23 protein-coding genes and 1 tRNA gene are annotated in these 24,970 nt (G+C 52.3%); 13 read left to right on the top strand and 11 right to left on the bottom strand.

The window, feature by feature from the left end; genetic code table 11:
* The first annotated feature begins 5 nt into the window (after positions 1-5).
* The 6 genes from AC3ITF_RS03085 to AC3ITF_RS03110 all read left to right on the top strand — a co-directional run bounded on the left by AC3ITF_RS03085 (position 6) and on the right by AC3ITF_RS03110 (position 5,033).
* Entirely contained in the window at positions 6-590 is a 585-nt protein-coding gene (locus AC3ITF_RS03085; protein ID WP_181540345.1) for a propanediol/glycerol family dehydratase medium subunit, read from the top strand.
* Positions 591-592: 2 nt separating this feature from the next.
* The gene (locus tag AC3ITF_RS03090) at positions 593-1,021 is read left to right on the top strand and encodes a diol dehydratase small subunit (RefSeq protein WP_071697585.1); all 429 of its coding nucleotides are present in this window, start codon (positions 593-595) and stop codon (positions 1,019-1,021) included.
* Positions 1,022-1,031: 10 nt separating this feature from the next.
* Positions 1,032-2,846, top strand: a complete 1,815-nt coding sequence (locus tag AC3ITF_RS03095) for a diol dehydratase reactivase subunit alpha (RefSeq protein WP_489176119.1) — start codon at positions 1,032-1,034, stop codon at positions 2,844-2,846.
* A gap of 134 nt (positions 2,847-2,980) precedes the next feature.
* On the top strand, positions 2,981-3,280 hold the full coding sequence (locus AC3ITF_RS03100) for a DUF1889 family protein (protein ID WP_115257453.1): 300 nt from the start codon (positions 2,981-2,983) through the stop codon (positions 3,278-3,280).
* 698 nt (positions 3,281-3,978) lie between these two features.
* The gene (locus AC3ITF_RS03105) at positions 3,979-4,317 is read left to right on the top strand and encodes a helix-turn-helix domain-containing protein (protein WP_135911380.1); all 339 of its coding nucleotides are present in this window, start codon (positions 3,979-3,981) and stop codon (positions 4,315-4,317) included.
* Positions 4,318-4,385: 68 nt separating this feature from the next.
* The gene (locus AC3ITF_RS03110) at positions 4,386-5,033 is read left to right on the top strand and encodes a response regulator transcription factor (protein ID WP_135911382.1); all 648 of its coding nucleotides are present in this window, start codon (positions 4,386-4,388) and stop codon (positions 5,031-5,033) included.
* A gap of 147 nt (positions 5,034-5,180) precedes the next feature.
* Here the strand turns inward: AC3ITF_RS03110 and AC3ITF_RS03115 are convergent, their stop codons facing one another.
* Together AC3ITF_RS03115 and AC3ITF_RS03120 are read right to left on the bottom strand one after the other, a co-directional pair.
* Positions 5,181-5,429: a hypothetical protein gene (locus AC3ITF_RS03115; protein ID WP_423250624.1), complete on the bottom strand. Its 249-nt coding sequence runs from the start codon at positions 5,427-5,429 to the stop codon at positions 5,181-5,183.
* Positions 5,430-5,837: 408 nt separating this feature from the next.
* Positions 5,838-5,913, bottom strand: a tRNA-Ile gene (locus AC3ITF_RS03120).
* Positions 5,914-6,037: 124 nt separating this feature from the next.
* Between AC3ITF_RS03120 and mug the strand changes: the two genes are divergently transcribed.
* A complete protein-coding gene (gene mug, locus AC3ITF_RS03125; protein WP_115257458.1) occupies positions 6,038-6,544 on the top strand; it encodes a G/U mismatch-specific DNA glycosylase in 507 nt (168 codons plus the stop codon).
* 45 nt (positions 6,545-6,589) lie between these two features.
* Here the strand turns inward: mug and rpoD are convergent, their stop codons facing one another.
* From rpoD to rpsU, 3 genes are all read right to left on the bottom strand, one after another.
* Positions 6,590-8,434 (bottom strand): RNA polymerase sigma factor RpoD, encoded by a 1,845-nt coding sequence (gene rpoD / locus AC3ITF_RS03130; protein ID WP_096755616.1) that lies wholly within the window; start codon positions 8,432-8,434, stop codon positions 6,590-6,592.
* Between the two features lie 284 nt (positions 8,435-8,718).
* The gene (gene dnaG / locus AC3ITF_RS03135) at positions 8,719-10,464 is read right to left on the bottom strand and encodes a DNA primase (protein WP_117342687.1); all 1,746 of its coding nucleotides are present in this window, start codon (positions 10,462-10,464) and stop codon (positions 8,719-8,721) included.
* A 234-nt stretch (positions 10,465-10,698) separates the two neighbouring features.
* Positions 10,699-10,914, bottom strand: coding sequence for a 30S ribosomal protein S21 (gene rpsU, locus AC3ITF_RS03140; protein WP_001144069.1), 216 nt, complete (start codon positions 10,912-10,914; stop codon positions 10,699-10,701).
* Between the two features lie 235 nt (positions 10,915-11,149).
* On the opposite strand from rpsU, the gene tsaD reads away from it, so the two are divergent.
* Complete coding sequence (tsaD, locus tag AC3ITF_RS03145) at positions 11,150-12,163, top strand: tRNA (adenosine(37)-N6)-threonylcarbamoyltransferase complex transferase subunit TsaD (protein ID WP_489176120.1); 1,014 nt, start codon at positions 11,150-11,152, stop codon at positions 12,161-12,163.
* Positions 12,164-12,230: 67 nt separating this feature from the next.
* Here tsaD and AC3ITF_RS03150 read toward each other — a convergent pair whose 3' ends face one another.
* The 3 genes from AC3ITF_RS03150 to ttdA are packed head-to-tail and all read right to left on the bottom strand — an operon-like array spanning position 12,231 to position 15,256.
* Positions 12,231-13,694: an anion permease gene (locus tag AC3ITF_RS03150; RefSeq protein ID WP_115257460.1), complete on the bottom strand. Its 1,464-nt coding sequence runs from the start codon at positions 13,692-13,694 to the stop codon at positions 12,231-12,233.
* Positions 13,695-13,742: 48 nt separating this feature from the next.
* Positions 13,743-14,348: a L(+)-tartrate dehydratase subunit beta gene (gene ttdB / locus AC3ITF_RS03155; protein WP_115454410.1), complete on the bottom strand. Its 606-nt coding sequence runs from the start codon at positions 14,346-14,348 to the stop codon at positions 13,743-13,745.
* Positions 14,345-15,256, bottom strand: coding sequence for a L(+)-tartrate dehydratase subunit alpha (gene ttdA, locus AC3ITF_RS03160; protein ID WP_096755621.1), 912 nt, complete (start codon positions 15,254-15,256; stop codon positions 14,345-14,347). Before ttdA ends, ttdB begins: the two co-directional genes overlap by 4 nt.
* 210 nt (positions 15,257-15,466) lie before the next feature.
* Here ttdA and ttdR point away from each other — a divergent pair, with 210 nt between their 5' ends.
* Positions 15,467-16,399, top strand: a complete 933-nt coding sequence (gene ttdR / locus AC3ITF_RS03165; protein WP_135911392.1) for an L-tartrate utilization transcriptional activator TtdR — start codon at positions 15,467-15,469, stop codon at positions 16,397-16,399.
* A gap of 40 nt (positions 16,400-16,439) precedes the next feature.
* Here ttdR and plsY read toward each other — a convergent pair whose 3' ends face one another.
* Positions 16,440-17,057, bottom strand: coding sequence for a glycerol-3-phosphate 1-O-acyltransferase PlsY (gene plsY, locus AC3ITF_RS03170; protein ID WP_096759329.1), 618 nt, complete (start codon positions 17,055-17,057; stop codon positions 16,440-16,442).
* A gap of 106 nt (positions 17,058-17,163) precedes the next feature.
* Between plsY and folB the strand changes: the two genes are divergently transcribed.
* Positions 17,164-17,532 carry a bifunctional dihydroneopterin aldolase/7,8-dihydroneopterin epimerase gene (gene folB, locus AC3ITF_RS03175; RefSeq protein ID WP_181540390.1) on the top strand — a complete coding sequence of 123 codons (369 nt, stop codon included), beginning with the start codon at positions 17,164-17,166 and terminating at the stop codon, positions 17,530-17,532.
* 85 nt (positions 17,533-17,617) lie between these two features.
* Positions 17,618-18,436, top strand: a complete 819-nt coding sequence (bacA, locus tag AC3ITF_RS03180; protein WP_489176121.1) for an undecaprenyl-diphosphate phosphatase — start codon at positions 17,618-17,620, stop codon at positions 18,434-18,436.
* A 98-nt stretch (positions 18,437-18,534) separates the two neighbouring features.
* Here bacA and AC3ITF_RS03185 read toward each other — a convergent pair whose 3' ends face one another.
* The gene (locus AC3ITF_RS03185) at positions 18,535-19,770 is read right to left on the bottom strand and encodes a multifunctional CCA addition/repair protein (protein ID WP_489176122.1); all 1,236 of its coding nucleotides are present in this window, start codon (positions 19,768-19,770) and stop codon (positions 18,535-18,537) included.
* A 62-nt stretch (positions 19,771-19,832) separates the two neighbouring features.
* Complete coding sequence (locus tag AC3ITF_RS03190; protein WP_096755626.1) at positions 19,833-20,453, bottom strand: TIGR04211 family SH3 domain-containing protein; 621 nt, start codon at positions 20,451-20,453, stop codon at positions 19,833-19,835.
* Positions 20,454-20,694: 241 nt separating this feature from the next.
* Here AC3ITF_RS03190 and AC3ITF_RS03195 point away from each other — a divergent pair, with 241 nt between their 5' ends.
* Positions 20,695-21,996: a CYTH domain-containing protein gene (locus AC3ITF_RS03195; protein WP_489176123.1), complete on the top strand. Its 1,302-nt coding sequence runs from the start codon at positions 20,695-20,697 to the stop codon at positions 21,994-21,996.
* Positions 21,997-22,109: 113 nt separating this feature from the next.
* Entirely contained in the window at positions 22,110-24,950 is a 2,841-nt protein-coding gene (gene glnE, locus AC3ITF_RS03200) for a bifunctional [glutamate--ammonia ligase]-adenylyl-L-tyrosine phosphorylase/[glutamate--ammonia-ligase] adenylyltransferase (protein WP_146717981.1), read from the top strand.
* Positions 24,951-24,970: the final 20 nt, after the last annotated feature.

Here is a 24,970-nt window from a genome sequence, read left to right on the forward strand (position 1 = left end):
ATGCGGTGGAATGTACAACTGAACGTAAGCCGGTTTTCACCTTGCAGGTTAGCGAAGGTAAGGCGGCAAAAGCGGACGATCGCGCGGATGAAGTGGTGATTGGCGTCGGGCCGGCCTTTGATAAATACCAGCATAAGACCCTGATTGATATGCCGCACAAGGCGATCCTGAAAGAGCTGGTGGCCGGAATTGAAGAAGAGGGATTACATGCGCGGGTGGTCAGAGTTTTGCGCACTTCGGATGTCTCCTTTATGGCCTGGGATGCAGCAAATCTGAGCGGCTCCGGCATCGGCATTGGTATTCAGTCGAAAGGAACCACGGTGATTCATCAGCGTGATTTGCTGCCGCTGAGCAACCTGGAGCTTTTTTCTCAGGCCCCGCTGCTGACGCTGGAAACCTATCGCCAGATTGGTAAGAACGCCGCGCGTTACGCACGCAAAGAGTCGCCCTCGCCGGTACCGGTCGTTAATGACCAGATGGTGCGACCGAAATTTATGGCCAAGGCTGCGCTGTTCCACATTAAAGAAACCAAACACGTGGTGCAGGATGCCGCGCCTGTCACGCTGCATATTGCCTTAGTAAGGGAATGACGATGAACGAAAACATCATGACCGCGCAGGATTATCCGTTAGCGACTCGCTGCCCGGAGAAAATCCTCACGCCCACCGGAAAGCCGTTAACTGATATTACTCTTGAGAATGTACTGGCAGGGCGTGTGGGGCCACAGGATGTGCGTATTTCTCAGCAAACGCTGGAGTATCAGGCGCAGATCGCCGAGCAGATGCAGCGTCACGCCGTGGCGCGTAATTTCCGCCGTGCGGCGGAACTGATTGCCATCCCGGATGCTCGCATTCTGGAAATCTACAATGCGCTGCGCCCATTTCGTTCTTCATTTACGGAGTTACAGGCCATTGCCGATGAACTGGAGCACACCTGGCATGCCACGGTGAACGCCGGGTTTGTCCGCGAGTCGGCAGACGTGTACCAGCAGAGAAACAAGCTGCGTAAAGGCAGTCAGTGACGGAGGCGGTATGCCGTTAATTGCAGGGATTGATATCGGCAACGCCACCACGGAAGTGGCGCTGGCGCAGGATGGCCGGTTTGTTGCCAGCGGGATCGTCGCGACCACGGGCATGAAAGGCACGCGGGATAACATTGCCGGGGTAGTGGCCTCCCTGCAGCAGGCGCTGGAAAAAACATCGTCGTCGCTTCAGGACGTGACGAAAATCTGCATCAACGAGGCCGCGCCGGTCATTGGTGATGTGGCGATGGAGACGATCACCGAAACCATCATCACTGAATCGACAATGATTGGTCATAACCCGCAAACGCCAGGCGGTGTTGGCGTAGGGATGGGTACCACGATCGCCGTGGAGAAACTGGCATCGTTGAGCCTCGATCGGTTTGCGCAGGGCTGGATCCCGCTGGTGGGCGCAGAGATGGATTTTCTCGAGGCGGTGTGGCTTATCAATGCGGCGCTGGATCGCGGCGTCGACGTGGTGGCGGCGATCCTGAAAAGGGACGATGGCGTACTGGTCAATAATCGTCTGCGACGAACGCTGCCGGTGATTGATGAAGTCACGCTGCTGGAGAAGGTCCCGGAAGGGGTGCTGGCGGCGGTAGAAGTGGCGGCAGCAGGACAGGTGGTTCGGGTACTGTCGAATCCTTATGGCATCGCCACTTTCTTTGCCCTGACGCCGGAGGAAACAAAAACGATCGTCCCGATCGCCAGGGCACTGATCGGCAACCGATCCGCTGTGGTGCTGAAAACCCCGCAGGGCGAAGTGCAATCACGGGTGATCCCGGCGGGCAAGATCTTTATCAGTGGTGAAAAGCGCGGCGGAGAAGCCGATGTGGCCCAAGGCGCTCAGGCAATTATGCAAGCGATGAACGCCTGTGCGCCGGTCTGCGACATTCGCGGTGAGGCTGGTACTCACGCGGGTGGCATGCTGGAGCGCGTGCGTAAGGTGATGGCCTCGCTGAGCGGGCACGATATGAATTCAGTACATATTCAGGATCTGCTGGCGGTCGATACGTTTATTCCCCGTAAAGTCCAGGGCGGTGTTGCCGGGGAATATTCAATGGAAAACGCGGTTGGCATTGCGGCGATGGTGAAATCCGATCGGCTACAGATGCAGACGATCGCCCGTGAGCTGAGTGTGCGGCTGAATACGCCGGTTGAAGTGGGGGGCGTGGAGGCCAATATGGCGGTGGCCGGGGCATTGACGACGCCAGGATGCGCCGCGCCGTTGGCGATCCTCGACTTAGGTGCCGGATCCACCGATGCCGCGATTATCCATAACGATGGCACCGTTAAGGCGATACATCTGGCGGGAGCAGGGAACATGGTCAGCTTGCTTATCAAAACGGAACTCGGCTTGAGCGATCCTTTTCTGGCAGAGGAGATAAAAAAATATCCGCTGGCGAAAGTGGAGAGTCTGTTCAGTATTCGCCACGAGAACGGCGCGGTGGAGTTCTTTCGTGAACCGCTCAGCCCGTCGGTGTTTGCCAAAGTGGTGTATCTGAAAGCGGGCAAAGCCATCCCCATTGAGAACCAGACGTCGCTGGAGAAAATTCGGCTGGTACGTCGTCAGGCCAAGGAGAAGGTCTTTGTGACGAACTGCCTGCGCGCATTGCGGCAGGTCTCACCCGGCGGCTCAATTCGCAACATCTCTTTTGTGGTGCTGGTGGGCGGTTCATCGCTGGATTTTGAAATCCCGCAGATGATCACCGACGCGCTGGCGCATTACGGCGTTGTTGCCGGTCAGGGCAATATTCGGGGAACCGAAGGGCCACGAAATGCGGTGGCAACCGGGCTGGTTTTGGCTGGTGATGCGAAAAAATAGTGCAGAAAACCACCACCGCAAGCGTTTAGCTGCGGCATAAATCAAATAAAGGCAACGTTCTCTTTGATATCCCGGCTGACTTGGGTACATAGTATAAAGGTGTTTAATACGCGGTTAATTTTAAGGATAAGAGCATGCCAACAGCAATTGAGAAAGCATTGGATTTTATTGGTGGTATGAACACATCGGCGCCAGTACCCCATTCCATGGATGAAAGTACGGCCAAGGGAATTTTAAAATATTTGCATGATTTAGGTGTGCCAGTGAGCGCAGCAGATGTGATGGCACGCGGTGAGCAAGAGGGATGGAATCCTGAGTTCACAAAAAAAGTCGCTGGATGGGCTGAAAAAGTCGCCTCCGGTAACCGTATCCTTATCAAGAACCCTGAGTACTTTTCGACCTATATGCAGGAGCAGCTCAAAGAACTCGTGTGAGCTGACTATCGAATAACACGCTAACGGACGTTTCCACTTTCAAGGTGGTGGCGTCCAAAAGAGTTGCCCTCAACCAGCCAGACAGTGCCGATTTTTTTGCGTTGGTGCAGATGGACACATTGTGTACCGCTCCGCTTAATTGAACGTGTTGAATCCTCTAATTTAACTTCAGCATTAACATTATTAGATTAACACTGGACGGTGGGGGTGCTTTTACGCTGCCCGGAATGTGCGTGGTTACCCTATTGAAACTAATTTTTAATACTTTGCTAAACGACGGTTAAGACTTTTCTCGAATTTATTTATTTATGAAACCTAACTGATAAATCGACATTTCTTTTTTTTTGCCAACCATTTTTCGACGACTAATGTAAGTTTTAAGAATAGAAAACTCTTAAATAACATGGGCTTTAATAGAGTTTGGTTTCTTATTTTATTATTGATAGTATCTCAAATAATAAAACTTATTAAATCATTGAGTAATATTTAACTATTTCATTTTTTAATGTTTTCGGAATTTAACTCTATCTGCTTTGATTTATCTGATTTTTTTCACTTTCTTATTAAAAATGTATGAAATAATCATCTTTGTTTTTGCTTTTATTAATTGTTTTTACCTAATGTTTTTATTTTTGCATGGTTATTGCACCTTTGAAAAGAAAAGTATATTTTGGTAAAAAGTTATTGAGGCGTTTAATATGGATTTAATTAATTATGACTCTAGGCTTCGTCATCTTATGGATGTGGATTTTAGGTCCATACTAACGTTTATCGTTTTTGTTGACACGGGCAGTTTGTATGGTGCCTCACTGGTACTTGGTTGTTCTGCATCATCTATTAGCCTGCACTTGAAAAGAGTCAGAAGTTACTTTAATGACACCCTTTTCATACGTGAAGGTCGCAATCTCAATCCTACTGAATATGCTGTGGAATTAAGTCATCAACTTAAACTTGCATTTTATAATCTTGATACTGTCTGTCATGGGGAAAGTGCTGTTGCCGATTGTGAATTAGCTATCGGTGAAAATAAAAATTAATGAAACATAACCATTGGTTATGTTAAATAGTGCTTTTAAAATGTATTCGACAAAAAATAGAGCATAATATGGAAAATTTAAATTTTTCCTACGAGCGGGTATTGGTTATGGACACTATCTATTATAGTGCCCTTGGGCTATGTGCCTTTATTGATAGCCTGGCAGGTCGCTCAATTAGTCTAAGAGTAATGACGCTTTCCGCATTGCAGAAACAAGTGTCAGCCCGTCATGGGGAACCAGGGCGGGTACTCGTTATTACCGAGTTAACGAGCGAAAGTGAGACGCTGGCGGAAGGATTAGCATTCTTAAAGTTTGCAAAGGACGAGTGGCCTGCAGACCAATATAGTATTATTGTTTTTACCCGTTTACGTGACCCTCTGTTGCTGGCAGCAGTCGCAAATCTTCAACCTATGGGCATTGTTCATCGCGCGGAGGCGATTAATATCTTATCTAAACTCATATTTTTCTCCGCTGACGCATCATCAGGCACGATCATGAGTCCGTTGATCACCAGGAAAGTCGGCCAGGTCGGCGGAGTTCGATTACCACAAAGGGAATTGCAGTGGTTTGTCCTGCAGACAGAAAAAATAGGACTGAACGAAACAGCGAGGCGAATGGGGATTAGCTATAAAACTGCTGCTACCTATCGGAAAAGAATATCAGTCCGTCTTCAATTAAGTTTACGTGAAATTAATGAAAGAGTGTCACGATTATAAGTGAGAGAGATAATATTGCCATATCCCGCTGTACGGATTGCCGACAGCAATGTAGTCGTGATTTTATTATTAAAGCGATTGTCAGTTTACCTCAGCATGCACAATTTAGGGTTCTCGTTGTGAATAACTATGTGCTTGCCACGAGGTTTATGAAATCTGCTCTACGGCAGTTGAGGAAATGTCAGTGCTGGACGTCATTGCATATAAGAGATTCCTTATTGCAGGGCTAATGCCGTTATACAGCAATTGTGCCTCTTCTGTTGGTATTAAACAACGGCCCTCTCTGCTGAATAGTTTTTCGGGAAAACAAGTACAAAATTTTTTCAACGAAAGGCTCACTGCAGACGGTGAACAGTTCATATAGTATGAAGCAGAAACTATCCCTCCTGTATTCATGACTGCGGCAAAAACAAGAATGTTGTTAATCGAAATATTCAGGTTTTTGAATTTTGAAAAATCAGATTGTGTAAGCAATGAATTATCCTTTTGAATTAATTTTCTTAAAAGAATATAAACATATAAGAAAATCAAAACAAACAATATAATAGATATATCTAAATATACGTTTTGATATAATGTAATGAAAATAGAGGGTTAGCCACCCTTTCTGATTTTTCCCTTCAATTCAATGTCGGCGTAAGAGGGCTTTTCCTGACATCGCCATCACCAAGGATGTAGTGTTCAAGAAGACATACCTGAGAATGGATGGGGATCATAGCCGTATTGCATGTTGGGGAAGCGGACCCAAATTGCATCCAAAGAAAAAGGAGTCAGACGATCTCTCATCTAACTCCTTGTTTTGTTTGGTGGCCCCTGCTGGACTTGAACCAGCGACCAAGCGATTATGAGTCGCCTGCTCTAACCACTGAGCTAAGGGGCCGTGGCGGTGGATTATAAAGTAACTCTGCGTTGCAATCCAGCCATAAGCGTACGGATGCTGTTTTTATAAACAATGTGTTTTCAGTCCGTTATACTGGTTGCCTGATGTATTGTGCGGAGTGATTATGGTTAAGGACATACTGGCGCCGGGGCTGCGGGTGGTTTTTTGCGGCATCAATCCGGGGCTCTCTTCGGCGGGTACAGGTTTTCCCTTTGCGCATCCTGCTAACCGCTTTTGGAAGGTCATCCATCAGGCGGGATTTACCGATCGCCTGCTAAAGCCAGAAGAGGCACAACACCTGCTGGATTTTCGCTGTGGCGTCACCAAATTTGTCGACAGGCCGACGGTGCAGGCCAATGAAGTGAAGCTCGAGGAGATGCGTAGCGGTGGTCGTCAGCTCGTTGAGAAGATTGAAGACTATCAGCCAGCGGCGCTCGCTATTTTGGGAAAACAGGCATTTGAGCAAGGCTTTAGCCAGCGTGGTGCACAGTGGGGGAAACAGACGCTGACGATTGGCGCGACGCAGATCTGGGTGTTGCCGAACCCGAGTGGGTTAAGCCGGATTACGCTGGATAAGTTAGTGGCGGCGTATCGGGAATTAGATGACGCGCTGGTTATGCGTGGGATGTGAAAAAAAACGCCACCTTGCGGTGGCGTTGATGTTTATACGGCGAGATTAATCGTCGAGGAAGCTACGCAGCACTTCAGAACGGCTCGGGTGGCGCAGTTTACGCAGCGCCTTCGCTTCGATCTGACGGATACGTTCGCGGGTAACGTCGAACTGTTTCCCGACTTCTTCCAGCGTGTGGTCGGTGTTCATATCGATACCGAAACGCATACGCAGAACTTTTGCTTCACGCGCTGTCAGGCCAGCCAGAACGTCGTGCGTTGCGGCACGCAGGCTCTCGGTAGTGGCAGAGTCCAGCGGCAGCTCGAGGGTGGTATCCTCGATGAAATCACCCAGATGCGAATCTTCATCGTCGCCGATCGGCGTTTCCATGGAGATAGGCTCTTTGGCAATCTTCAGCACTTTACGGATCTTGTCTTCCGGCATTAGCATGCGTTCAGCCAGCTCTTCCGGCGTTGGCTCGCGGCCCATCTCTTGCAGCATCTGGCGGGAGATACGGTTGAGCTTGTTAATGGTCTCAATCATATGCACCGGAATACGAATGGTACGCGCCTGATCTGCGATAGAGCGGGTGATCGCCTGACGGATCCACCAGGTTGCATAGGTGGAGAACTTATAACCACGACGGTATTCAAACTTATCTACCGCTTTCATCAGACCGATGTTGCCTTCCTGAATCAGATCGAGGAATTGCAGACCACGGTTGGTGTATTTCTTAGCGATAGAGATAACCAGACGCAAGTTCGCTTCAACCATCTCTTTTTTCGCACGGCGGGCTTTCGCTTCACCGATGGACATACGACGGTTGATGTCTTTAACCTGCTCGATGGTCAGGCCGGTTTCTTCTTCAATTTGACGCAGTTTCTGCAGGCCGCGGTGGACATCATCTGCCACGTCGTGCAGTTTTTCAGACCACGGTTTGTTCATCGCGATAGCCGCGTTGAACCAGGTTTCGCTGGTTTCGTTGCCGGTGAACAGGGTGATGAAGTTTTTCTTCGGCATTTTGCACTGCTCAACGCAGAGCTTCATGATCAGACGTTCCTGAGTACGCACGCGGTCCATCATGACGCGCATGCTGTTTACCAGGTAGTCGAACTGCTTCGGCACCAGGCGGAACTGTTTGAACACTTCAGACAGCTTCTGAATTTCTTCCTGCGCGGCAGCATGGCTGCGGCCTTTCGCTTTGATAGTGTCGCGGGTGATTTCGTACTGAGTACGCAGTTCACCGAATTTCTCGCGCGCTAATTCAGGGTCGATGCTGTTGTCGTCATCGCTGCTGTCGTCGTCTTCTTCTTCATCTTCGTCTTCGTCGTCATCCATCTCTTCCTGAGAGAGTTCAGACCCGACGTGCGTCGCCGTTGGTGCCATGTCTTCTTCCGCGTTCGGATCGACAAAGCCGGTGATCAGGTCGGAAAGACGCGCTTCTTCAGCTTCTACGCGATCGTACTGCTCGAGCAGATAGGTGATGGCTTCCGGGTATTCTGCAACGGAGCATTGAACCTGGTTAATCCCGTCTTCGATACGTTTAGCGATGTCAATTTCGCCTTCACGGGTTAACAGTTCAACGGTACCCATTTCACGCATGTACATGCGCACCGGGTCAGTTGTACGACCGATTTCGGACTCAACGCTGGACAGAACCTGGGCAGCCGCTTCTTCCGCGTCTTCATCGGTGCTGTTGGAGGTTTCAGCAAGCAGCAGATCATCGGCATCCGGTGCTTCTTCCATCACCTGAATACCCATGTCATTGATCATTTGGATGATGTCTTCGATTTGATCTGAATCGACGATATCTTCCGGCAGATGGTCATTGACCTCGGCATAGGTCAGATAGCCTTGCTCCTTACCACGTTGGACAAGTAGCTTCAGCTGTGACTGCGGGTTTTGCTCCATAAGACGGTATCCACACTTAATTCGTTTGATTGGTGTTGGGCGGTAAAACCGCCAACGGCAAAACGAGGGCATACTTATATTTTGCCGCTGCCTCTCCGTGCGGCTGTCGGGGGCTTCCCGATCGATATTCGGCAGTTAAGCCGTTAAATACTTCATCTTTCACGTTGTCTCTGCGTTAGCTGCGTTCTCTCTTCCTGGTCATGTACTTATGTACACTCCCAGGCGTTCGTTCACTTGCTGCCTTGATACAACGCGAATGATTTTGTCTTTGTTTTGTCTTTCTCTTATTTCTTGGCCAGTTCCTGGTTCAGCGTCCAGAGTTCCCGGCGTTCTTCGTTGCTTAAACCATGTGTGCGCTCACGAGCTATCAACTCTTCCTGGCGCAGTTCAAGCATCGAATCAAACATATGGTTGAGTGAGTCGGTGAAGGTTTTTTCCGCGATATCTTTATCTGCTATATCGTCCCACATCGACAGTTTTTCAAGGGTGGCCGCATCATTTGTGCCACGATAGTGTTCTAACAGTTGTCCGGTGGTCAGACCTGGCTGGGCCAGACAAGTGTTGACCAGTTCTCTGAATAAGCCAAGGCCGGGCAACTTATTTTGATCCAGAGCGCCTAACGGCGGCACCAGCGGGGCTAAACCTGGGTTCTGTACCAGTAACCCTATAAGTATACGCATGGTCGTACGTTTTAGCTGTGGAACAGGGCGGGAAGCTCCATTTTCTGCCAGTTTTGGCATTAAACGTTCAAGCTGGCTGTCATCCAGAATGCCGAGCTTGTTTCCCAACTCCTGCCGCAGATAAATGCGCAACGTTTCGCCCGGGACCTGCGTGATCAGCGGCAAGGCCAGCGTACTGAGCTGTGCTCGTCCGTCCGGGGTACTCAAATCTACCTGTGGTAACAGGCTGTTAAACAGAAACGCGGAGAGCGGTAAGGCTTGCTCCATCCGGGCTTCAAAGGCTTCTTTCCCTTCTTTACGCACCAGCGTATCGGGATCTTCACCGTCAGGTAGAAACATAAAGCGCAGCTGGCGTCCGTCCGTCATATACGGCAGTGCAGTTTCCAGCGCGCGCCATGCGGCATCGCGTCCGGCCCGGTCACCGTCGTAACAACAAATCACTTGGTTCGTCGCACGGAACAACAGCTGGATGTGATCGGCAGTGGTTGACGTCCCGAGGGAGGCCACGGCGTAGTTAATGCCGTATTGGGCCAACGCCACCACATCCATATAGCCTTCAACCACTAACAGGCGCTGCGGATCGGCGTTATCCTGCTGGGCTTCATAAAGGCCATACAGCTGGCGACCTTTATGGAAAATATCGGTTTCCGGGGAGTTCAGGTACTTCGGCAGGGCATCGCCCAGCACGCGTCCACCAAAACCAATGACCCGACCGCGTTTGTCGCGGATAGGGAACATCACTCGCTCACGGAAGCGATCGTAACTGCGTCCCTGATCGTTGGTCACCAACATACCCGCGTCAATCAATGCCTGGCGATTCTCAGGATTGCCGCCAAACCGTTTCAGGACGTTGTCCCAACCGGGGGGGGCAAAACCAATAGCAAAACGATCGATCACGTCGCTACTGAGTCCTCGCTTTTCCAGGTACTGGCGCGCAGGGGTAGCGGCGGGTTGTATCAGAGACTGTTGATAAAAAGTGTTCAGGCCGTCCATCAATTGATAGAGGCTTTGCCGTTGATGGCGCTCTATCTGACTGGGGCCGTTGCCTGCTTCATAAGGCACTTCAAGGTTGTGCATTGCGGCCAGTTCTTCGACGGTTTCCACAAACTCGAGCTTGTCGTAGTTCATGAGAAAGTCGACGGCGTTGCCGTGCGCGCCACACCCAAAGCAGTGATAAAACTGTTTTTCACCGTTTACGGTGAAAGAGGGGGTTTTCTCGTTATGGAACGGACAACACGCATGATAATTTTTGCCCTGCTTTTTCAGCTTAACTCGTGCATCGATGAGATCGACGATGTCGGTTCTTGCCAGCAGGTCATTAATGAATACACGTGGGATTCGTCCAGCCATATGCCCCGTTATTACACTTCATCCTTCAAACTGTCTCTGCGTTGGCTGCGCTCGCTCACCCCTGTCACTTACTTAAGTAAGCTCCGGGGATTCACTCACTTGCCGTCTTGATACAGTGTGAATGATTTTGTGTAGTTACTGATGTATAAACGAAAATAAGCCGCGCATTCCTTCCGGAAGCACGGCCTTACAACTACAACTCAGTCTGAATTGAGAGCCTTAGCTCCCAATAGATTAGTACAGACGAGTGCGGCGTGCGTTTTCGCGAGCCAGTTTCTTCGCGTGACGTTTCACAGCAGAAGCTTTAGCGCGCTTACGTTCGGTAGTCGGTTTTTCATAGAACTCACGACGACGAACTTCCGCCAGAACACCTGCTTTCTCGCAGGAACGCTTGAAGCGACGCAGTGCTACGTCGAACGGCTCGTTTTCACGTACTTTAATTACCGGCATGTAACTCTCACCTTTATAAATTCGGTTTGCCGCTGGCATCTACGCCAGCTTATTTCAAAATGGTGCGGAATTTTACTGCAATTGCTGCTGCTTTGTAAAGCACCGACGCGATTTTGAAAGGGACTTTTATAAGGGTGAGGAGTATACACGAGGGTTCTTCCTTGGGCGAACAAAGTTTTACATCAACCCGCATTCGACCTACACTGCGCGGTATTAGAGCGAGGTAAAACAAGTCATGCGTGTACTGGGAATTGAAACATCCTGCGATGAAACCGGCATCGCCATTTACGACGATGAAAAAGGTCTTTTAGCCAACCAATTGTATAGTCAGGTGAAATTGCACGCTGACTACGGTGGAGTAGTGCCTGAATTGGCTTCGCGCGATCACGTGCGTAAAACCGTACCGTTGATTCAGGCGGCGCTGATTGAAGCAGGGTTAACGGCAAAAGATATTGATGCGGTGGCCTATACCGCAGGACCGGGTCTGGTCGGTGCGCTGCTGGTGGGGGCGACCGTAGGGCGTTCTCTGGCGTTCGCCTGGAATGTTCCGGCCATTCCTGTACACCATATGGAAGGCCATTTGCTGGCACCGATGCTGGAAGATAATCCGCCGGAATATCCTTTTGTAGCGCTGCTGGTTTCTGGCGGACACACGCAGCTGATTAGCGTCACCGGTATTGGACAGTATGAGTTGCTGGGCGAATCGATTGACGATGCGGCCGGTGAAGCGTTCGATAAAACGGCCAAACTGCTGGGGCTGGATTATCCAGGTGGCCCGATGCTGTCTAAGCTGGCGTCTCAGGGCGTGGAAAAGCGTTTTGTCTTCCCGCGCCCGATGACCGATCGTCCGGGGCTGGATTTCAGCTTCTCAGGCCTGAAAACGTTCGCCGCGAATACCATTCGTAATAACGAAAACGACGATCAGACCCGTGCGGATATCGCCCGTGCATTTGAAGATGCGGTGGTCGATACGCTGATGATCAAGTGCAAACGCGCGCTGGATCAAACCGGTTTTAAGCGTCTGGTGATGGCGGGGGGCGTGAGCGCTAACCGTACCCTGCGGGCCGCACTTGCGGAAATGATGCAAAAACGCCGTGGCGAAGTGTTCTATGCGCGCCCGGAATTTTGTACCGATAACGGGGCGATGATCGCCTATGCGGGCATGGTGCGTTTTAAATCCGGAGCAACGGCAGACCTTGGTGTCACCGTGCGTCCACGCTGGTCGTTGGCGGAGTTACCGGCGGCGTAAGCGCACCGGGAGCGGACTGGTGAGATGCGTAGGGAAAGGGGGCGACGCTACGCCGCCCCGGCGGGATTTACAGTAAAACCAGAGGCATCCACAGCAGGCCGGTTATCACCAGCAGGACGAGGAATATCAGGCCGAAGATGGCGCCCAGTCGCCAGTAATCGGCCGTCGGCAAGTAGCCGCTGCCGTAGTAGATCGGGCTTGGTCCGGTAGCGTACGGGGTCAAAATACTGCCCAGACCAATGGCGGCACCGACCATCAGGCAGAATACCGGCAGCGGGATATCCGGCATCGCCAACGCGGCTGCAATCATCATTGGCGCGAGGGCAGAGGTATAGGCCGTGGCGCTGGCAAAGAAATAACGCAACAGATAGAACACCACGATCAACGCCACCATTACCATTATCGGCGAGTAGCCGCTGAGTCCGTTTGCCAGCAGTTTGCCGAACCAGGAGATAAAGCCAGTATTGTTCAGCCCGGTGGCAAGGGTAATCAGCGAAGCCAGCCAGAAAAAGACGTTCCATGCCGCTTTATTACTGACAATGTCATCCCAGCAAATGATGCGCAGTACCAGCATCAACGCCACCACGCTGTAGCCGACCATTGCGGCATCAATATAGTCACCGCCAAAGATCCACAGCACCAGCGCTCCCACCATCAATACCAGCATCTTTTTCTCACGCGCGCACAGTGGCCCCATCGCCTTCAGCTCGGTTTCCGCCCAGCGCGGGACCTGATCGCCAGATTTCTGCACCGGTGGGTACAGCACGTAGGCCAGCCAGGGCACGATCAACACCAGTAAAATGCTCAGCGGCAGCATGCCTAAGAACCAGTCACCCCAGCTTAACGCTGTATGGGAAGCACCTTTCATCAGGCCAATTAACAGCAGATTTGGTGCCATCGCCGTTAAAAAAATAGCGCTGGTGACGCAGTCGGCGACGATCCCCATCCACATAATGTAAGAGCCAATGGAGCGGGCGCTGGGATCGTTGGGTTGAGAGTGGTACAGCGGCGGCAGGTTACGAATGATTGGGTAGATAATGCCTGCGCCGCGTGCGGAATTAGACGGTGTCACGGGGGCAAGGATCAGTTCGGAGAACATCACCGCATAGCCGAGAAACAGCGTGCGATGCCCCATCTTCTTTACCAGCATCAGCGCGATACGCCGACCCAGACCCGTTTTCTCGTAACCGGTACCGAACATAAAGGCGGCGAAAATCAGCCAGATAACCGAGTTAGAAAACCCCGACACAGCCCATGATAACGATTTGGCGGTAAATTTAAATCCGTCCTGGGCGAGTTGCTCAGGGCTGAACAACAGCCACGGCGACAGCACGGCAATGATAGAAATACCAATCATCGCCACTACCGCACCGGGAACAGGTTCCAGGATAAGTCCGACGATGACCCCGGTAAAGACGGCAAAATAGAGCCAGGTGTGGCTTTCAAGACCGCCAGGAACGGGCAAAACAGCAATAATGGCGATGACCACCAGCGGAGCCAGGTATCGCCACCAACCAGCTAAAGGTGCCATTGTTGTATCCCTGCGAAAGGGGGAGAGGTATGCGCCTCTCCGGGAGGGTTATTTGATGTAGTGCACGTGCTCGCAGATTTCTTCGACGATCGGGTCGCGACGTTCAGCGAACAGCTTTTTGTTTTCGGCGATCAGGTTGTTGCCATGGGTATCGATGGAAACAATCAGCGGGCCGAACTCTTTAACCCGGCACACCCACAGGGATTCCGGCATGCCCAATTCCGTCCAGTGCACTTCTTCAATTTCTTCAACCTGCGTGGCGGCAACAACCGCGCAGCCAGCAGGGAAGATCACGTGCAGTGCTTTGAATTGCTTACACCCTTCTTCGGTCAACGGTCCCATGCCGCCTTTGCCGACCACCAGTTTGACGCCGGTTTGCTCGATGAACTCTTTCTCAAAGGCTTCCATACGCATGCTGGTGGTTGGGCCGACGGAGACCATCTCCCATTTTTCCCCGTTCTTACGCACGATCGGGCCAGCGTGAAAAATGGCTTTACCGTTCAGATCGTACGGGATCGGGCGCTTGAGTTCGATCAAACGGCGGTGACACACGTCGCGACAGGTCACCAGCGTACCGGTCAGGTAAATGACATCGCCGACGCGAATGTCTGCCAGATCTTCGGCTTTGATCGGGGTTGTCAGGATCTTTTTCATAACGCGCTCCGGGTGTGAGACAAATTTTCGAAGGAGAGATCGGCATGAACCCGCAGCGTGCCGCGACGGTGCGCCCAGCAGCCGGTAGAAACGGCCACGCCGATAGTCGACGGGTGGCGTGCGGCCGATTCGATATGTACGCCCATCACGGAGCTGTTACCCGTTAGCCCCTGTGGGCCAATACCCAGACGGTTAAGTCCTTCCTCGAGACGCAGTTCCAGCTCGGCAGCTTTGGGATTGGGATGGCGTGAGCCAATCGGGCGCAGTACGGCTTTGCGTGACAGCACGGCGGCGGTTTCAACGGAGGTCGCAATACCTACGCCGACCAGCACCGGTGGGCAGGCGTTTACTGCTAGCGTGGAGATATTCTCAAAAACAAACTTCACGACACCTTCGTAGCCTTCGGAAGGCATTAACACTTTGGAACGCCCCGGCAGCGTACAGCCGCCGCCAGCCATATAGACTTCAATTTCTGCGTCGTCAGCGTCGGGGATGATGTCCCAGGTGACCCATGGCACGCCGGTACCGGTATTTTTGCCGGTGTTTACCTCGTCAAAAATCTCTACCGCATTGTGGCGTAGCGGCGCTTTCACGGTGGCGTCTTCAACGGCCTGCTTAAGGATGCTTTGCAGTTCGCCCAGCAGTGGAAAACGGGAACCGACCTTCACAAAGAACATGATTTCACCGGTGTCCTGACACGCCGGGCGATTCAGGTCGATCGCCTTCTGCATGTTGTCAAACATGGTGTGGTAGATAATTTTACCCATCGGCGAGGTTTCGCCTTCGCGTAGCTGTTTTAATTTATCTACGACATCGTCGGGCATACGGGTAGAAATCATGGCGGTAAAATCAGCGACAATGTTAGTCAGCGTATTTATCGCATGTTGGTTATTTTGATGGCTCATCATGTCAACTCCAGTTCTTTTATTTATCTGGAAATAAATTCTCCCGGACAAACTACCACTAAAAATGTGGTTTTATATTTTTTAGCGCTGTGAATAACCAATTAACAGTTCGTGAATGATGTCCGCTTAAGATAATAAAAATTGCGCAAAGGCAGGGTTTATTATGTCCAGGGGAATTACACTGCGATTCACACCCTCACGGATATCCTGAACATGCTGAACACCTATCCCCTGGCGAAAGACCTGCAGGTGCTGGTTGAAATTGTGCATAGCGGCAGCTTTAGCGCGGCGGCAGCGACCCTTGGGCAGACGCCAGCGTTTGTGACAAAACGCATTCAGATTCTGGAGTCTACGCTAGGGGCCACGCTGCTTAACCGCTCCGCACGCGGTGTGGCGTTAACGGAAAGCGGTCAGCGGTGCTATGAACATGCGCAGGAGATCCTCGCCCGCTATCAGCATCTGGTGGATGACGTCACGCAAATCAAAACGCGTCCGGAAGGGATGATCCGTATTGGTTGTAGCTTTGGGTTTGGGCGCAGTTATATCGCCCCAGCGATTACCGAATTGATGCATAGCTATCCTGAATTACAGGTGCATTTTGAACTGTACGATCGGCAAATTGATTTAGCGCAGGATAATATCGATCTGGATATTCGTATTAATGATGAAATTCCCGATTATTATATTGCGCATTTGTTAACGAAAAATAAAAGAATATTGTGTGCTGCACCGACATATTTACGCGAATACGGGGATCCAAAGACGTTACAGGAATTAAGTCGCCATGATTGCCTGGTTACCAAAGAGCGCGATATGACGCACGGGGTTTGGGAACTTGATAATGGGCATGAGAAAAAATCGGTTAAGGTGGCGGGGCATCTTTCTTCTAACAGCGGCGAGATTGTGTTGCAGTGGGCGTTACAGGGAAAAGGGATCATGCTGCGTTCTGAGTGGGACGTACAGCCGTTTCTGCTCAGCGGTGAACTGGTTCGCGTGCTGCCAGAATATGCGCAGAGCGCCAATATCTGGGCGGTGTATCAGGAGCCATTGTATCGCAGCGTAAAGCTACGGGTGTGCGTAGAGTTTCTGGCAACGTGGTGCCAGCAGCGGTTGGGTAAGCCGGTTGACGGGTATCAGATCCTGTAAGCCGGATAAGACACCGTCGCGTCATTATCCGGCAGTATCGTCACTCGGGATCTTTTTCGCGCTTTTTCTTCAGCTTGGTCCAGATCTTCGGCTCCTGTCGACGCCACAGACGTTGGATGTTGTCATGATGGCGCAGCAGAATTAAGCACGACAGCATGGATACCGGGAAGGTGAACTGGGGTTTGAACCACCAGACATAGAATGGGGCTATCAGGGCGCTGACGATGGCCCCTAATGAGGAATAACCGCTCAGCAAGATGGTCAGCAACCAGGTGCCCGCCATGACGCCGGTTAAATCCCAGCCAATCGGCGCAATGGCGCCAAAGGCGGTGGCGACGCCTTTCCCACCTTTAAAACCGAAGAACACCGGCCAGATGTGTCCCAGGCAGGCGGCGATAGCAATCAACCCCAACCAGAAAGGACTAACGCCTAGCGCGTATGCACCCCACACGGGTAACATACCCTTCAGGACGTCAAAAATCAGCACGGCGACGGCGGCTCCTTTGCCACCAATTCGCAATACGTTTGTCGCGCCCGGATTTCCAGAACCGCTATCACGTGGGTCCGGCAATCCAGCGAGGCGGCATACCAGAATAGCACTGGAAATTGAGCCGCAGAGGTACGCGAAGATAATCATTCCAGGCGCGATTGCACTCATAAGCTGTTCCGTTTTGAAAATGTCGTGTAAAACACTACTTCCGTGGATAATACGCATATTTCGCCGGAAGTGGTATCCGGGTTAGCCAAAAAGCAGGCAGGTCGTGATGGATATTGTATTTATAGAGCAACTTTCGGTAATCACCACTATTGGTGTTTATGACTGGGAACAGACTATCGAACAAAAACTGGTGTTCGATATCGAAATGGCATGGGATAACCGCAAATCAGCGAAAAGCGACGATGTTGCCGATTGCCTGAGCTATGCTGATATCGCACAAACGGTGGTCAGCCATGTGGAAGGCGGACGTTTTGCGCTGGTTGAACGCGTGGCTGAAGAGGTGGCAGACCTCCTGCTTAGCCGTTTTAATTCCCCATGGGTACGCATCAAGCTCAGCAAGCCGGGGGCGGTGGCGAGAGCGGCAAACGTCGGCGTTATCATTGAGCGTGGCAATAATCTGAAAGAACGTAATTAAATTAATAATATCTAAACCTAACAGGTATAAAAGAGTCCTAACGTTGGCTCTTTTTTGCCGTGGTTTTCTATCTAGGGGTTAATTGATGAGTGATATGCACTCGCTGCTGGTGGCGGCAATTTTGGGTGTGGTCGAGGGATTGACGGAGTTTTTGCCTGTATCCAGCACCGGCCATATGATTATTGTTGGCCATCTGCTGGGGTTTGAAGGCGCTACCGCAAAGACATTTGAAGTGGTTATTCAACTGGGTTCCATTTTGGCTGTTGTGGTGATGTTCTGGCGCCGCTTGTTTGGCCTGATTGGCATTCACTTTGGTAAAGCCCCGCACGAAGGAACCGGCAAGGGACGACTAACGCTGGGGCATATCCTGTTAGGGATGATCCCGGCCGTGGTACTGGGACTGATTTTCCACGATACCATCAAATCATTGTTTAACCCGATCAACGTGATGTATGCGCTGGTGGTGGGGGGCGTGCTGCTGATAGCCGCAGAATGCCTGAAGCCGAAAGAGCCGCGCGCGCCGGGTCTGGATGATATGACTTATCGCCAGGCGTTTATGATTGGCTGCTTCCAGTGCCTGGCGCTGTGGCCGGGATTTTCCCGCTCCGGAGCGACCATTTCAGGCGGTATGCTGATGGGCGTGAGCCGCTATGCCGCATCGGAATTCTCATTCCTGCTGGCGGTACCAATGATGATGGGTGCCACGGCGTTAGATCTCTACAAAAGCTGGTCGTTCCTGAGCGCGTCAGACATTCCAATGTTTGCTGTGGGCTTCGTGACGGCATTTGTCGTGGCGCTGGTGGCGATCAAAACCTTCCTGCAGCTGATTAAACGTATCTCGTTTATTCCATTTGCGATTTATCGTTTTGTGGTCGCCGCCGCTGTTTACATGGTGTTCTTCTAACTTTTGTGTGCCCGGTGGCGCTTATGCTTACCGGGCCTACGGAACGAGATGTTGACCCCGTAGGCCGGATAAGCGCAGCGCATCCGGCAACATACTGCCTACGTTTTTGGGCAACGCTGTTCCTTCCAACTGGCCACCGCCGCAATGCGACGTCGTGTCAGCTCCTCGCGAATGTCCGGCCCTTTGAATCCTGCCTCAACGACCTCTTTCGTCGGCACAGTCTGTGCGACTTGCCAGGCCTCCCGCAGCAGCCTACCTTGCGGGTAATCTGCTGCTTCAAAACCGGTGCGACCCCGGACGTCGGCCTCACTGGTCAGGGCAATTTGTTCCACACGCTGCGGTTTACGCCAGGCATCGATGGAATCAAACAACTTCACGATAGTTTTCGGCTGCAGGATCGGGAACGTATGAATGAGATCGTGGAATTCCGCCACCAGTTTGGCTAAATCGCGGATGTCATTGGGCACCCGCAGACGCTGACATAACTGCTCTACCAGTTTGACACCCGCCGGGCCGTGACCATGATGACGTGGCCATAGCGCTTTTGGCGTCAGAGCCTTGCCAAGATCGTGGCACAGCGTGGCAAAACGTATATCTACGTTTGGGCTCAACATGGCCGCCATCGACAGTGTCATCAGCGTGTGAATACCGGTGTCGATTTCCGGATGCCATTGAGCCGGCGCCGGGACGCCAAACAGAGCGTCTATTTCCGGGAACAGAACGCGCAGTGCGCCGCAGTCGCGCAGGACCTGGAAAAAGACCTGTGGATTACGGGTAGTTAACGCATTTTCCGTTTCTTTCCAGACTCGTTCCGGCGTCAAATGTGCCAGTTCTCCGGCAGCGGTCATCTCGCGCATTAAGGCCAGGGTTTCATCGGCGATACGGAAGCTGAGGTGTGCATAACGCGCGGCAAAGCGCGCCACGCGCAGTACGCGCAGCGGATCTTCGCTAAAAGCAGGGGAAACATGGCGCAGTAGACGATTTTCCAGATCGCGACGCCCGTTATACGGGTCGATAATCTCGCCGTCATCATCGCGGGCCAGCGCGTTGATCGTCAGGTCGCGGCGCTGGAGATCGGCTTCCAGCGTTACGTCTGCTGCGGCATAGCAGGTAAATCCGGTGTAGCCTGAACCTGATTTTCGTTCGGTTCGCGCCAGCGCATATTCTTCGCGTGTTTGCGGATGGAGAAAAACAGGAAAATCGCGGCCTACCTGCTGGTAGCCCGCGTCGAGCATCTCTTGCGGCGTGGCGCCGACGACAACCCAATCTTTATCTTTAACCGGTAGCCCTAATAACGCATCCCGAACAGCCCCACCGACCAGATAAATCTTCACGCCACTTTCCTTTTGAAAAAAATCATCCCTTAATCATATGTCAGTGTGGCGGAGAAGGCGATTCAGTTCATCCAGCGATCTTTGCGTTTACGGGTTGGGATCATGTGTGGCAGAACCAGACCGAGCAACAGACCCAGACCCAGTACGCCGCCGCCATACATAAACCACTGCATGATGATGGTGCGCTGCTTGTCATCAAGCTGCAAATTCGCGGCACTGACCTTTTTCTGCGCCACAATCAGCTCGTTTTTTAGCTTCTGGTTTTCTTCTTTCAACCCATTGATCACACTGTCGCTTTGCGCCACTTTTTGCTGCATATCGGCGGTACGCTGGTTCCAGGTGGTATCAATATTATTGAGCTTATCGGTCAGTGTTTTTACCTGGTTTTCCAGGTCCGGAACGCGGGTACGCAGGCTTGGCGTGCTGTTCAGCTCTTTCAGCGGGATCCAGGCCGTACGTCCGGTACTGTCTTTTACCTGGGCGTAGTTGGTGCTGGCATCGGTCTGTAACAGAATGACTTCCTCGCCGGCGTTAACCGTACCCACGAGGCGATAATTATCTCCCGGACCGCTGCGGACCCAGGTGTTCAGTTCATCAGAGACATAGCGCTTTTCTTCTGCATGGGTGACGGCAGTGGCGCTAAGTGCGAGTAAAGTTAATCCAATCAGGCGTAATTTTGGCATCAGGCTGTCGTTATTGTCATAGAAAGTGGAACGATAGTAGTGGCATCAGTGTCTCTACGCAAAGCATTCAACATCAATCGGAATCATCTGTGTCCTTTTTGCCACCACTCGAAACTTTTACGCCCGTCAAATTGCTCGTTGCATGGCAATTTGGCGCAAAATACTATCTACTGACAATCAAGAACGCACTTAGTTCGCAGTCTGTTTTCTCAACTGTGACATAACCCATAAGTACAAGATCATGACCCAGGAAATCGAATTAAAATTTATCGTCAATAATGATGCTGTTGATGCATTACGCGAACGTCTGAATACGCTGGGGGGAGAGCATCATGCGCCCAGCCAGTTGCTGAATATTTACTATGAAACGCCGGATGGGTGGTTGCGTAGCCATGATATGGGGCTGCGTATTCGCGGTGAGAACGGTCGTTATGAAATGACCCTGAAAATTGCCGGACGGGTCACGGGGGGATTGCATCAGCGACCAGAGTATAATGTTGCGTTGAGCGAGCCAGAACTGGATCTTGCGCTGCTTCCAGCCGAAGTCTGGCCAAATGGCGAACTGCCAGCCGATCTCGCCTCTCAGCTACAACCGCTGTTCAGCACTGATTTTAACCGTGAGAAATGGCTGCTTGAGGTTGACGGTAGCCAGATTGAACTCGCCCTCGATCTGGGTGAAGTGAAGGCCGGAGAGTTCGCTGAACCGCTCTGTGAGCTTGAACTGGAACTGGTCAGCGGCGATACCTGTGCGGTGTTGAAGTTGGCAAATCAGCTGGTTGCCGAGGAGGGTTTACGCCTGGGTAGCCTGAGTAAGGCGGCACGGGGTTATCATCTGGCGCAGGGGAATGCCCTACGCGAGCTGAAGCCGACGCGTATTCTGAAAGTCCCGGCCAAGGCCAGCATTGAGCAGGGGCTTGAAGCCGCGCTGGAACTGGCATTGTCGCAATGGCAGTACCATGAGGAGTTATGGGTTCGCGGCGTAAAAGGCGCCAAATCGGAAGTGTTGGCGGCGATGGGGCTGGTACGCCACATCCTGATGCTGTTTGGCGGAAATGTTCCACGTAAAGCGAGCGCTCACTTACGTGATTTGCTGACCCAGTCGGAAGCGATTATTGCCGCTGAAACTTCTGCGGTATCTGCGGTTTACAACCCGCAAACGGCAATGGCAAAACTGGCACTCACCGAGTGGTTGGTGACTAAAGGGTGGCAACCGTTCCTCGATGCGAAAGCGCAGGCCAAAATCGCCGACTCCTTCAAGCGTTTCTCTGATACCCATCTTTCACGTCATGCGGCTGAACTGAAAACGGTGTTTGGTCAGCCATTGGGCGATCAATATGCCGACCAAATCCCGCGCCTGACGCGAAACATTGACAGTATTCTGATGCTGGCAGGCTATTACGATGAGAAGGTGGCATCGGAATGGATTGCGACCTGGCAGGGTTTACGTCATGCCATCATGACTCGCCAACATATTGAAATTGAACATTATCGTAATGAAGCGATCTCTGAGGAGCCGTTCTGGCTGCACAGCGGTAAACGATAATCAGGACCGAGATCAGGATGCCTTTATCAGGCCTACGCGATGGGCTTAAATGTCTTGTAGGCCGGATAAGGCGAAACGCCACTATCCGGCATCATTTAAAGGATAACCCGTAAATGCAGCAGCTCTCTTCACCGTTACAACAGTACTGGCCGACCGTTGTTGATCGGCTGCCAGCAGCAATACCTGAAGCGTCGCTTAGCCTGCAGGCGAAGTCAGTGCTCACATTCAGTGATTTTGTTCGCGACAGCGTGATCGCGCATCCCGAGTGGCTGGCAGAGCTGGAAAGCGAACCGCCGCTGGCGGATGAATGGCAGCACTATGGCGTCTGGTTGCAGCAAGCATTAGCTGACGTCGGTGATGAAGCGGCGCTGATGCGTGAGCTGCGCCTGTTTCGCCGTCGCATCATGGTGCGAATTGCCTGGGCGCAGACGCTGTCGCTGGTGACGGAAGAGAGCATTTTGCAGCAGTTAAGCCATCTGGCTGAAACGCTGATTATCGCTGCACGAGACTGGCTATATGACGCCTGCTGTCGTGAGTGGGGAACGCCGTGCAATCCTGACGGTGTCCCGCAGCCGCTGCTGATTTTAGGGATGGGAAAACTGGGCGGCGGCGAGCTTAACTTTTCCTCCGACATCGACCTGATTTTTGCCTGGCCAGAACACGGATCGACGCAGGGCGGACGGCGTGAGCTGGATAACGCGCAGTTCTTTACGCGTATGGGCCAACGGCTGATTAAAGTGTTGGATCAGCCGACTATGGATGGATTTGTCTATCGGGTGGATATGCGTTTACGCCCGTTTGGTGACAGCGGTCCGCTGGTGCTGAGCTTCTCGGCGCTGGAGGATTATTACCAGGAGCAAGGGCGTGACTGGGAACGCTACGCGATGGTTAAGGCGCGTATTATGGGGGATGCTGACGGTACTTACGTCGCTGAACTGCGCGCCATGCTGCGGCCTTTTGTTTTTCGTCGTTATATCGATTTCAGCGTGATCCAGTCGCTGCGTAACATGAAAGGGATGATTGCCCGTGAAGTCCGCCGCCGTGGTCTGAAAGACAATATCAAGTTGGGGGCGGGCGGTATTCGTGAAATCGAATTTATCGTTCAGGTCTTCCAACTGATTCGCGGCGGGCGTGAGCCATCGCTACAATCCCGCGCGCTGTTACCTACGCTCAGCGCCATCAACGCGCTGCATCTACTGTCTGATACCGATGCGGAGCATTTACGAAGTGCCTATCTCTTTTTACGTCGTCTGGAAAACCTGCTGCAGAGCATCAACGATGAACAGACCCAGACGCTGCCGGGCGATGAGCTAAATCGCGCGCGTCTGGCATGGGCCATGGGTGCGGATGACTGGTCGCAGTTGACGGCTGTCCTGAACGTTCACATGGGCAACGTGCGTCGGGTGTTCAATGAGTTAATCGGTGATGATGAAACCGAAACCCAGGAAGAGTCTTTGTCGGAACAGTGGCGCGAACTGTGGCAGGATGCTTTGCAGGAAGATGACACCACGCCAGTGCTGGCGCATCTTGCGGAAGACGATCAGCGCCGCGTGCTGACTCTGATCGCCGATTTTCGTAAAGAGCTGGATAAGCGCACCATCGGCCCACGTGGACGCCAGGTGCTGGATCATTTGATGCCGCACTTGCTGAGCGATGTTTGCTCCCGCGCTGATGCCTCGGTGCCGCTGTCGCGTATTACTCCGCTGCTGGTGGGCATTGTCACCCGTACGACCTATCTGGAGCTGTTGAGTGAATTCCCAGGCGCGCTGAAGCACCTGATTTCGCTGTGCGCCGCCTCGCCGATGGTCGCCAGCCAGTTGGCGCGCTATCCGCTGCTGCTGGACGAGTTGCTGGATCCGAACACCCTGTATCAGCCCACCGCAACCGATGCCTACCGTGATGAGCTACGTCAGTATCTGCTGCGTGTGCCGGAGGATGACGAAGAACAGCAACTGGAAGCGTTGCGTCAGTTCAAGCAAACTCAATTGCTGCGTATTGCGGCGGCCGATATCGCCGGGACGCTGCCAGTGATGAAGGTGAGCGACCACTTAACCTGGCTGGCCGAAGCCATTATCGATGCCGTGGTTCAGCAGGCGTGGACGCAAATGGTCGCCCGCTACGGGCAGCCAACGCACCTTGGCGATCGCGAGGGCCGCGGTTTCGCCGTTGTCGGTTACGGCAAGCTGGGCGGTTGGGAGCTGGGCTACAGCTCCGATCTTGATTTGATCTTCCTGCACGATTGTCCGATGGACGTGATGACTGACGGCGAACGTGAAATTGACGGGCGGCAGTTCTATCTGCGTCTGTCACAGCGCATCATGCACCTTTTCAGTACCCGCACGTCTTCCGGCATTTTATATGAGGTGGATGCGCGGCTGCGCCCATCCGGTGCCGCAGGCATGCTGGTGACATCAACCGAGGCTTTCGCCGATTACCAGCGCAACGAAGCCTGGACATGGGAGCATCAGGCGCTGGTGCGTGCTCGGGTGGTGTATGGCGACCCGCAGCTGACCTCTCAGTTTGACGCGGTGCGTCGCGATATCATGACGCTCGCTCGTGACGGAAAAACGTTGCAGACCGACGTGCGTGAAATGCGCGAGAAAATGCGTGCTCATTTGGGTAATAAGCATCGCGATCGCTTTGATATCAAAGCAGATGAAGGCGGGATCACCGACATTGAGTTTATTACTCAATATCTGGTGCTGCGCTATGCCCATGAAAAACCGAAACTGACGCGCTGGTCAGATAACGTGCGCATTCTGGAATTACTGGCACAAAACGACATTATGGAAGAGCAAGAAGCCCTGGCGCTGACCCGCGCCTATACCACGCTGCGTGATGAACTTCATCATCTTGCTTTGCAGGAACTTCCGGGCCATGTGGCGCCGGAGTGCTTCAGCGCTGAGCGCGCGCTGGTGCGTGACAGCTGGCAGAAGTGGCTGGTTGCCGAGTGAAGTGTGCTATGATCGCGCGC

Source organism: Citrobacter sp. KH_055_1 (assembly GCF_057838705.1).

Coding starts and splice junctions, on each gene's coding strand:
- rpoD (WP_096755616.1), bottom strand. CDS start 8,434: ATGGAGCAAAACCCGCAGTCACAGCTGAAGCTACTTGTCCAACGTGGT.
- plsY (WP_096759329.1), bottom strand. CDS start 17,057: ATGAGTGCAATCGCGCCTGGAATGATTATCTTCGCGTACCTCTGCGGC.
- bacA (WP_489176121.1), top strand. CDS start 17,618: ATGAGTGATATGCACTCGCTGCTGGTGGCGGCAATTTTGGGTGTGGTC.
- AC3ITF_RS03090 (WP_071697585.1), top strand. CDS start 593: ATGAACGAAAACATCATGACCGCGCAGGATTATCCGTTAGCGACTCGC.
- glnE (WP_146717981.1), top strand. CDS start 22,110: ATGCAGCAGCTCTCTTCACCGTTACAACAGTACTGGCCGACCGTTGTT.
- ttdR (WP_135911392.1), top strand. CDS start 15,467: ATGCTGAACACCTATCCCCTGGCGAAAGACCTGCAGGTGCTGGTTGAA.
- AC3ITF_RS03190 (WP_096755626.1), bottom strand. CDS start 20,453: ATGCCAAAATTACGCCTGATTGGATTAACTTTACTCGCACTTAGCGCC.
- dnaG (WP_117342687.1), bottom strand. CDS start 10,464: ATGGCTGGACGAATCCCACGTGTATTCATTAATGACCTGCTGGCAAGA.
- AC3ITF_RS03110 (WP_135911382.1), top strand. CDS start 4,386: ATGGAAAATTTAAATTTTTCCTACGAGCGGGTATTGGTTATGGACACT.
- ttdB (WP_115454410.1), bottom strand. CDS start 14,348: ATGAAAAAGATCCTGACAACCCCGATCAAAGCCGAAGATCTGGCAGAC.
- AC3ITF_RS03105 (WP_135911380.1), top strand. CDS start 3,979: ATGGATTTAATTAATTATGACTCTAGGCTTCGTCATCTTATGGATGTG.
- AC3ITF_RS03095 (WP_489176119.1), top strand. CDS start 1,032: ATGCCGTTAATTGCAGGGATTGATATCGGCAACGCCACCACGGAAGTG.
- AC3ITF_RS03150 (WP_115257460.1), bottom strand. CDS start 13,694: ATGGCACCTTTAGCTGGTTGGTGGCGATACCTGGCTCCGCTGGTGGTC.
- ttdA (WP_096755621.1), bottom strand. CDS start 15,256: ATGATGAGCCATCAAAATAACCAACATGCGATAAATACGCTGACTAAC.
- mug (WP_115257458.1), top strand. CDS start 6,038: ATGGTTAAGGACATACTGGCGCCGGGGCTGCGGGTGGTTTTTTGCGGC.
- folB (WP_181540390.1), top strand. CDS start 17,164: ATGGATATTGTATTTATAGAGCAACTTTCGGTAATCACCACTATTGGT.
- rpsU (WP_001144069.1), bottom strand. CDS start 10,914: ATGCCGGTAATTAAAGTACGTGAAAACGAGCCGTTCGACGTAGCACTG.
- AC3ITF_RS03195 (WP_489176123.1), top strand. CDS start 20,695: ATGACCCAGGAAATCGAATTAAAATTTATCGTCAATAATGATGCTGTT.
- AC3ITF_RS03115 (WP_423250624.1), bottom strand. CDS start 5,429: ATGAATACAGGAGGGATAGTTTCTGCTTCATACTATATGAACTGTTCA.
- AC3ITF_RS03100 (WP_115257453.1), top strand. CDS start 2,981: ATGCCAACAGCAATTGAGAAAGCATTGGATTTTATTGGTGGTATGAAC.
- tsaD (WP_489176120.1), top strand. CDS start 11,150: ATGCGTGTACTGGGAATTGAAACATCCTGCGATGAAACCGGCATCGCC.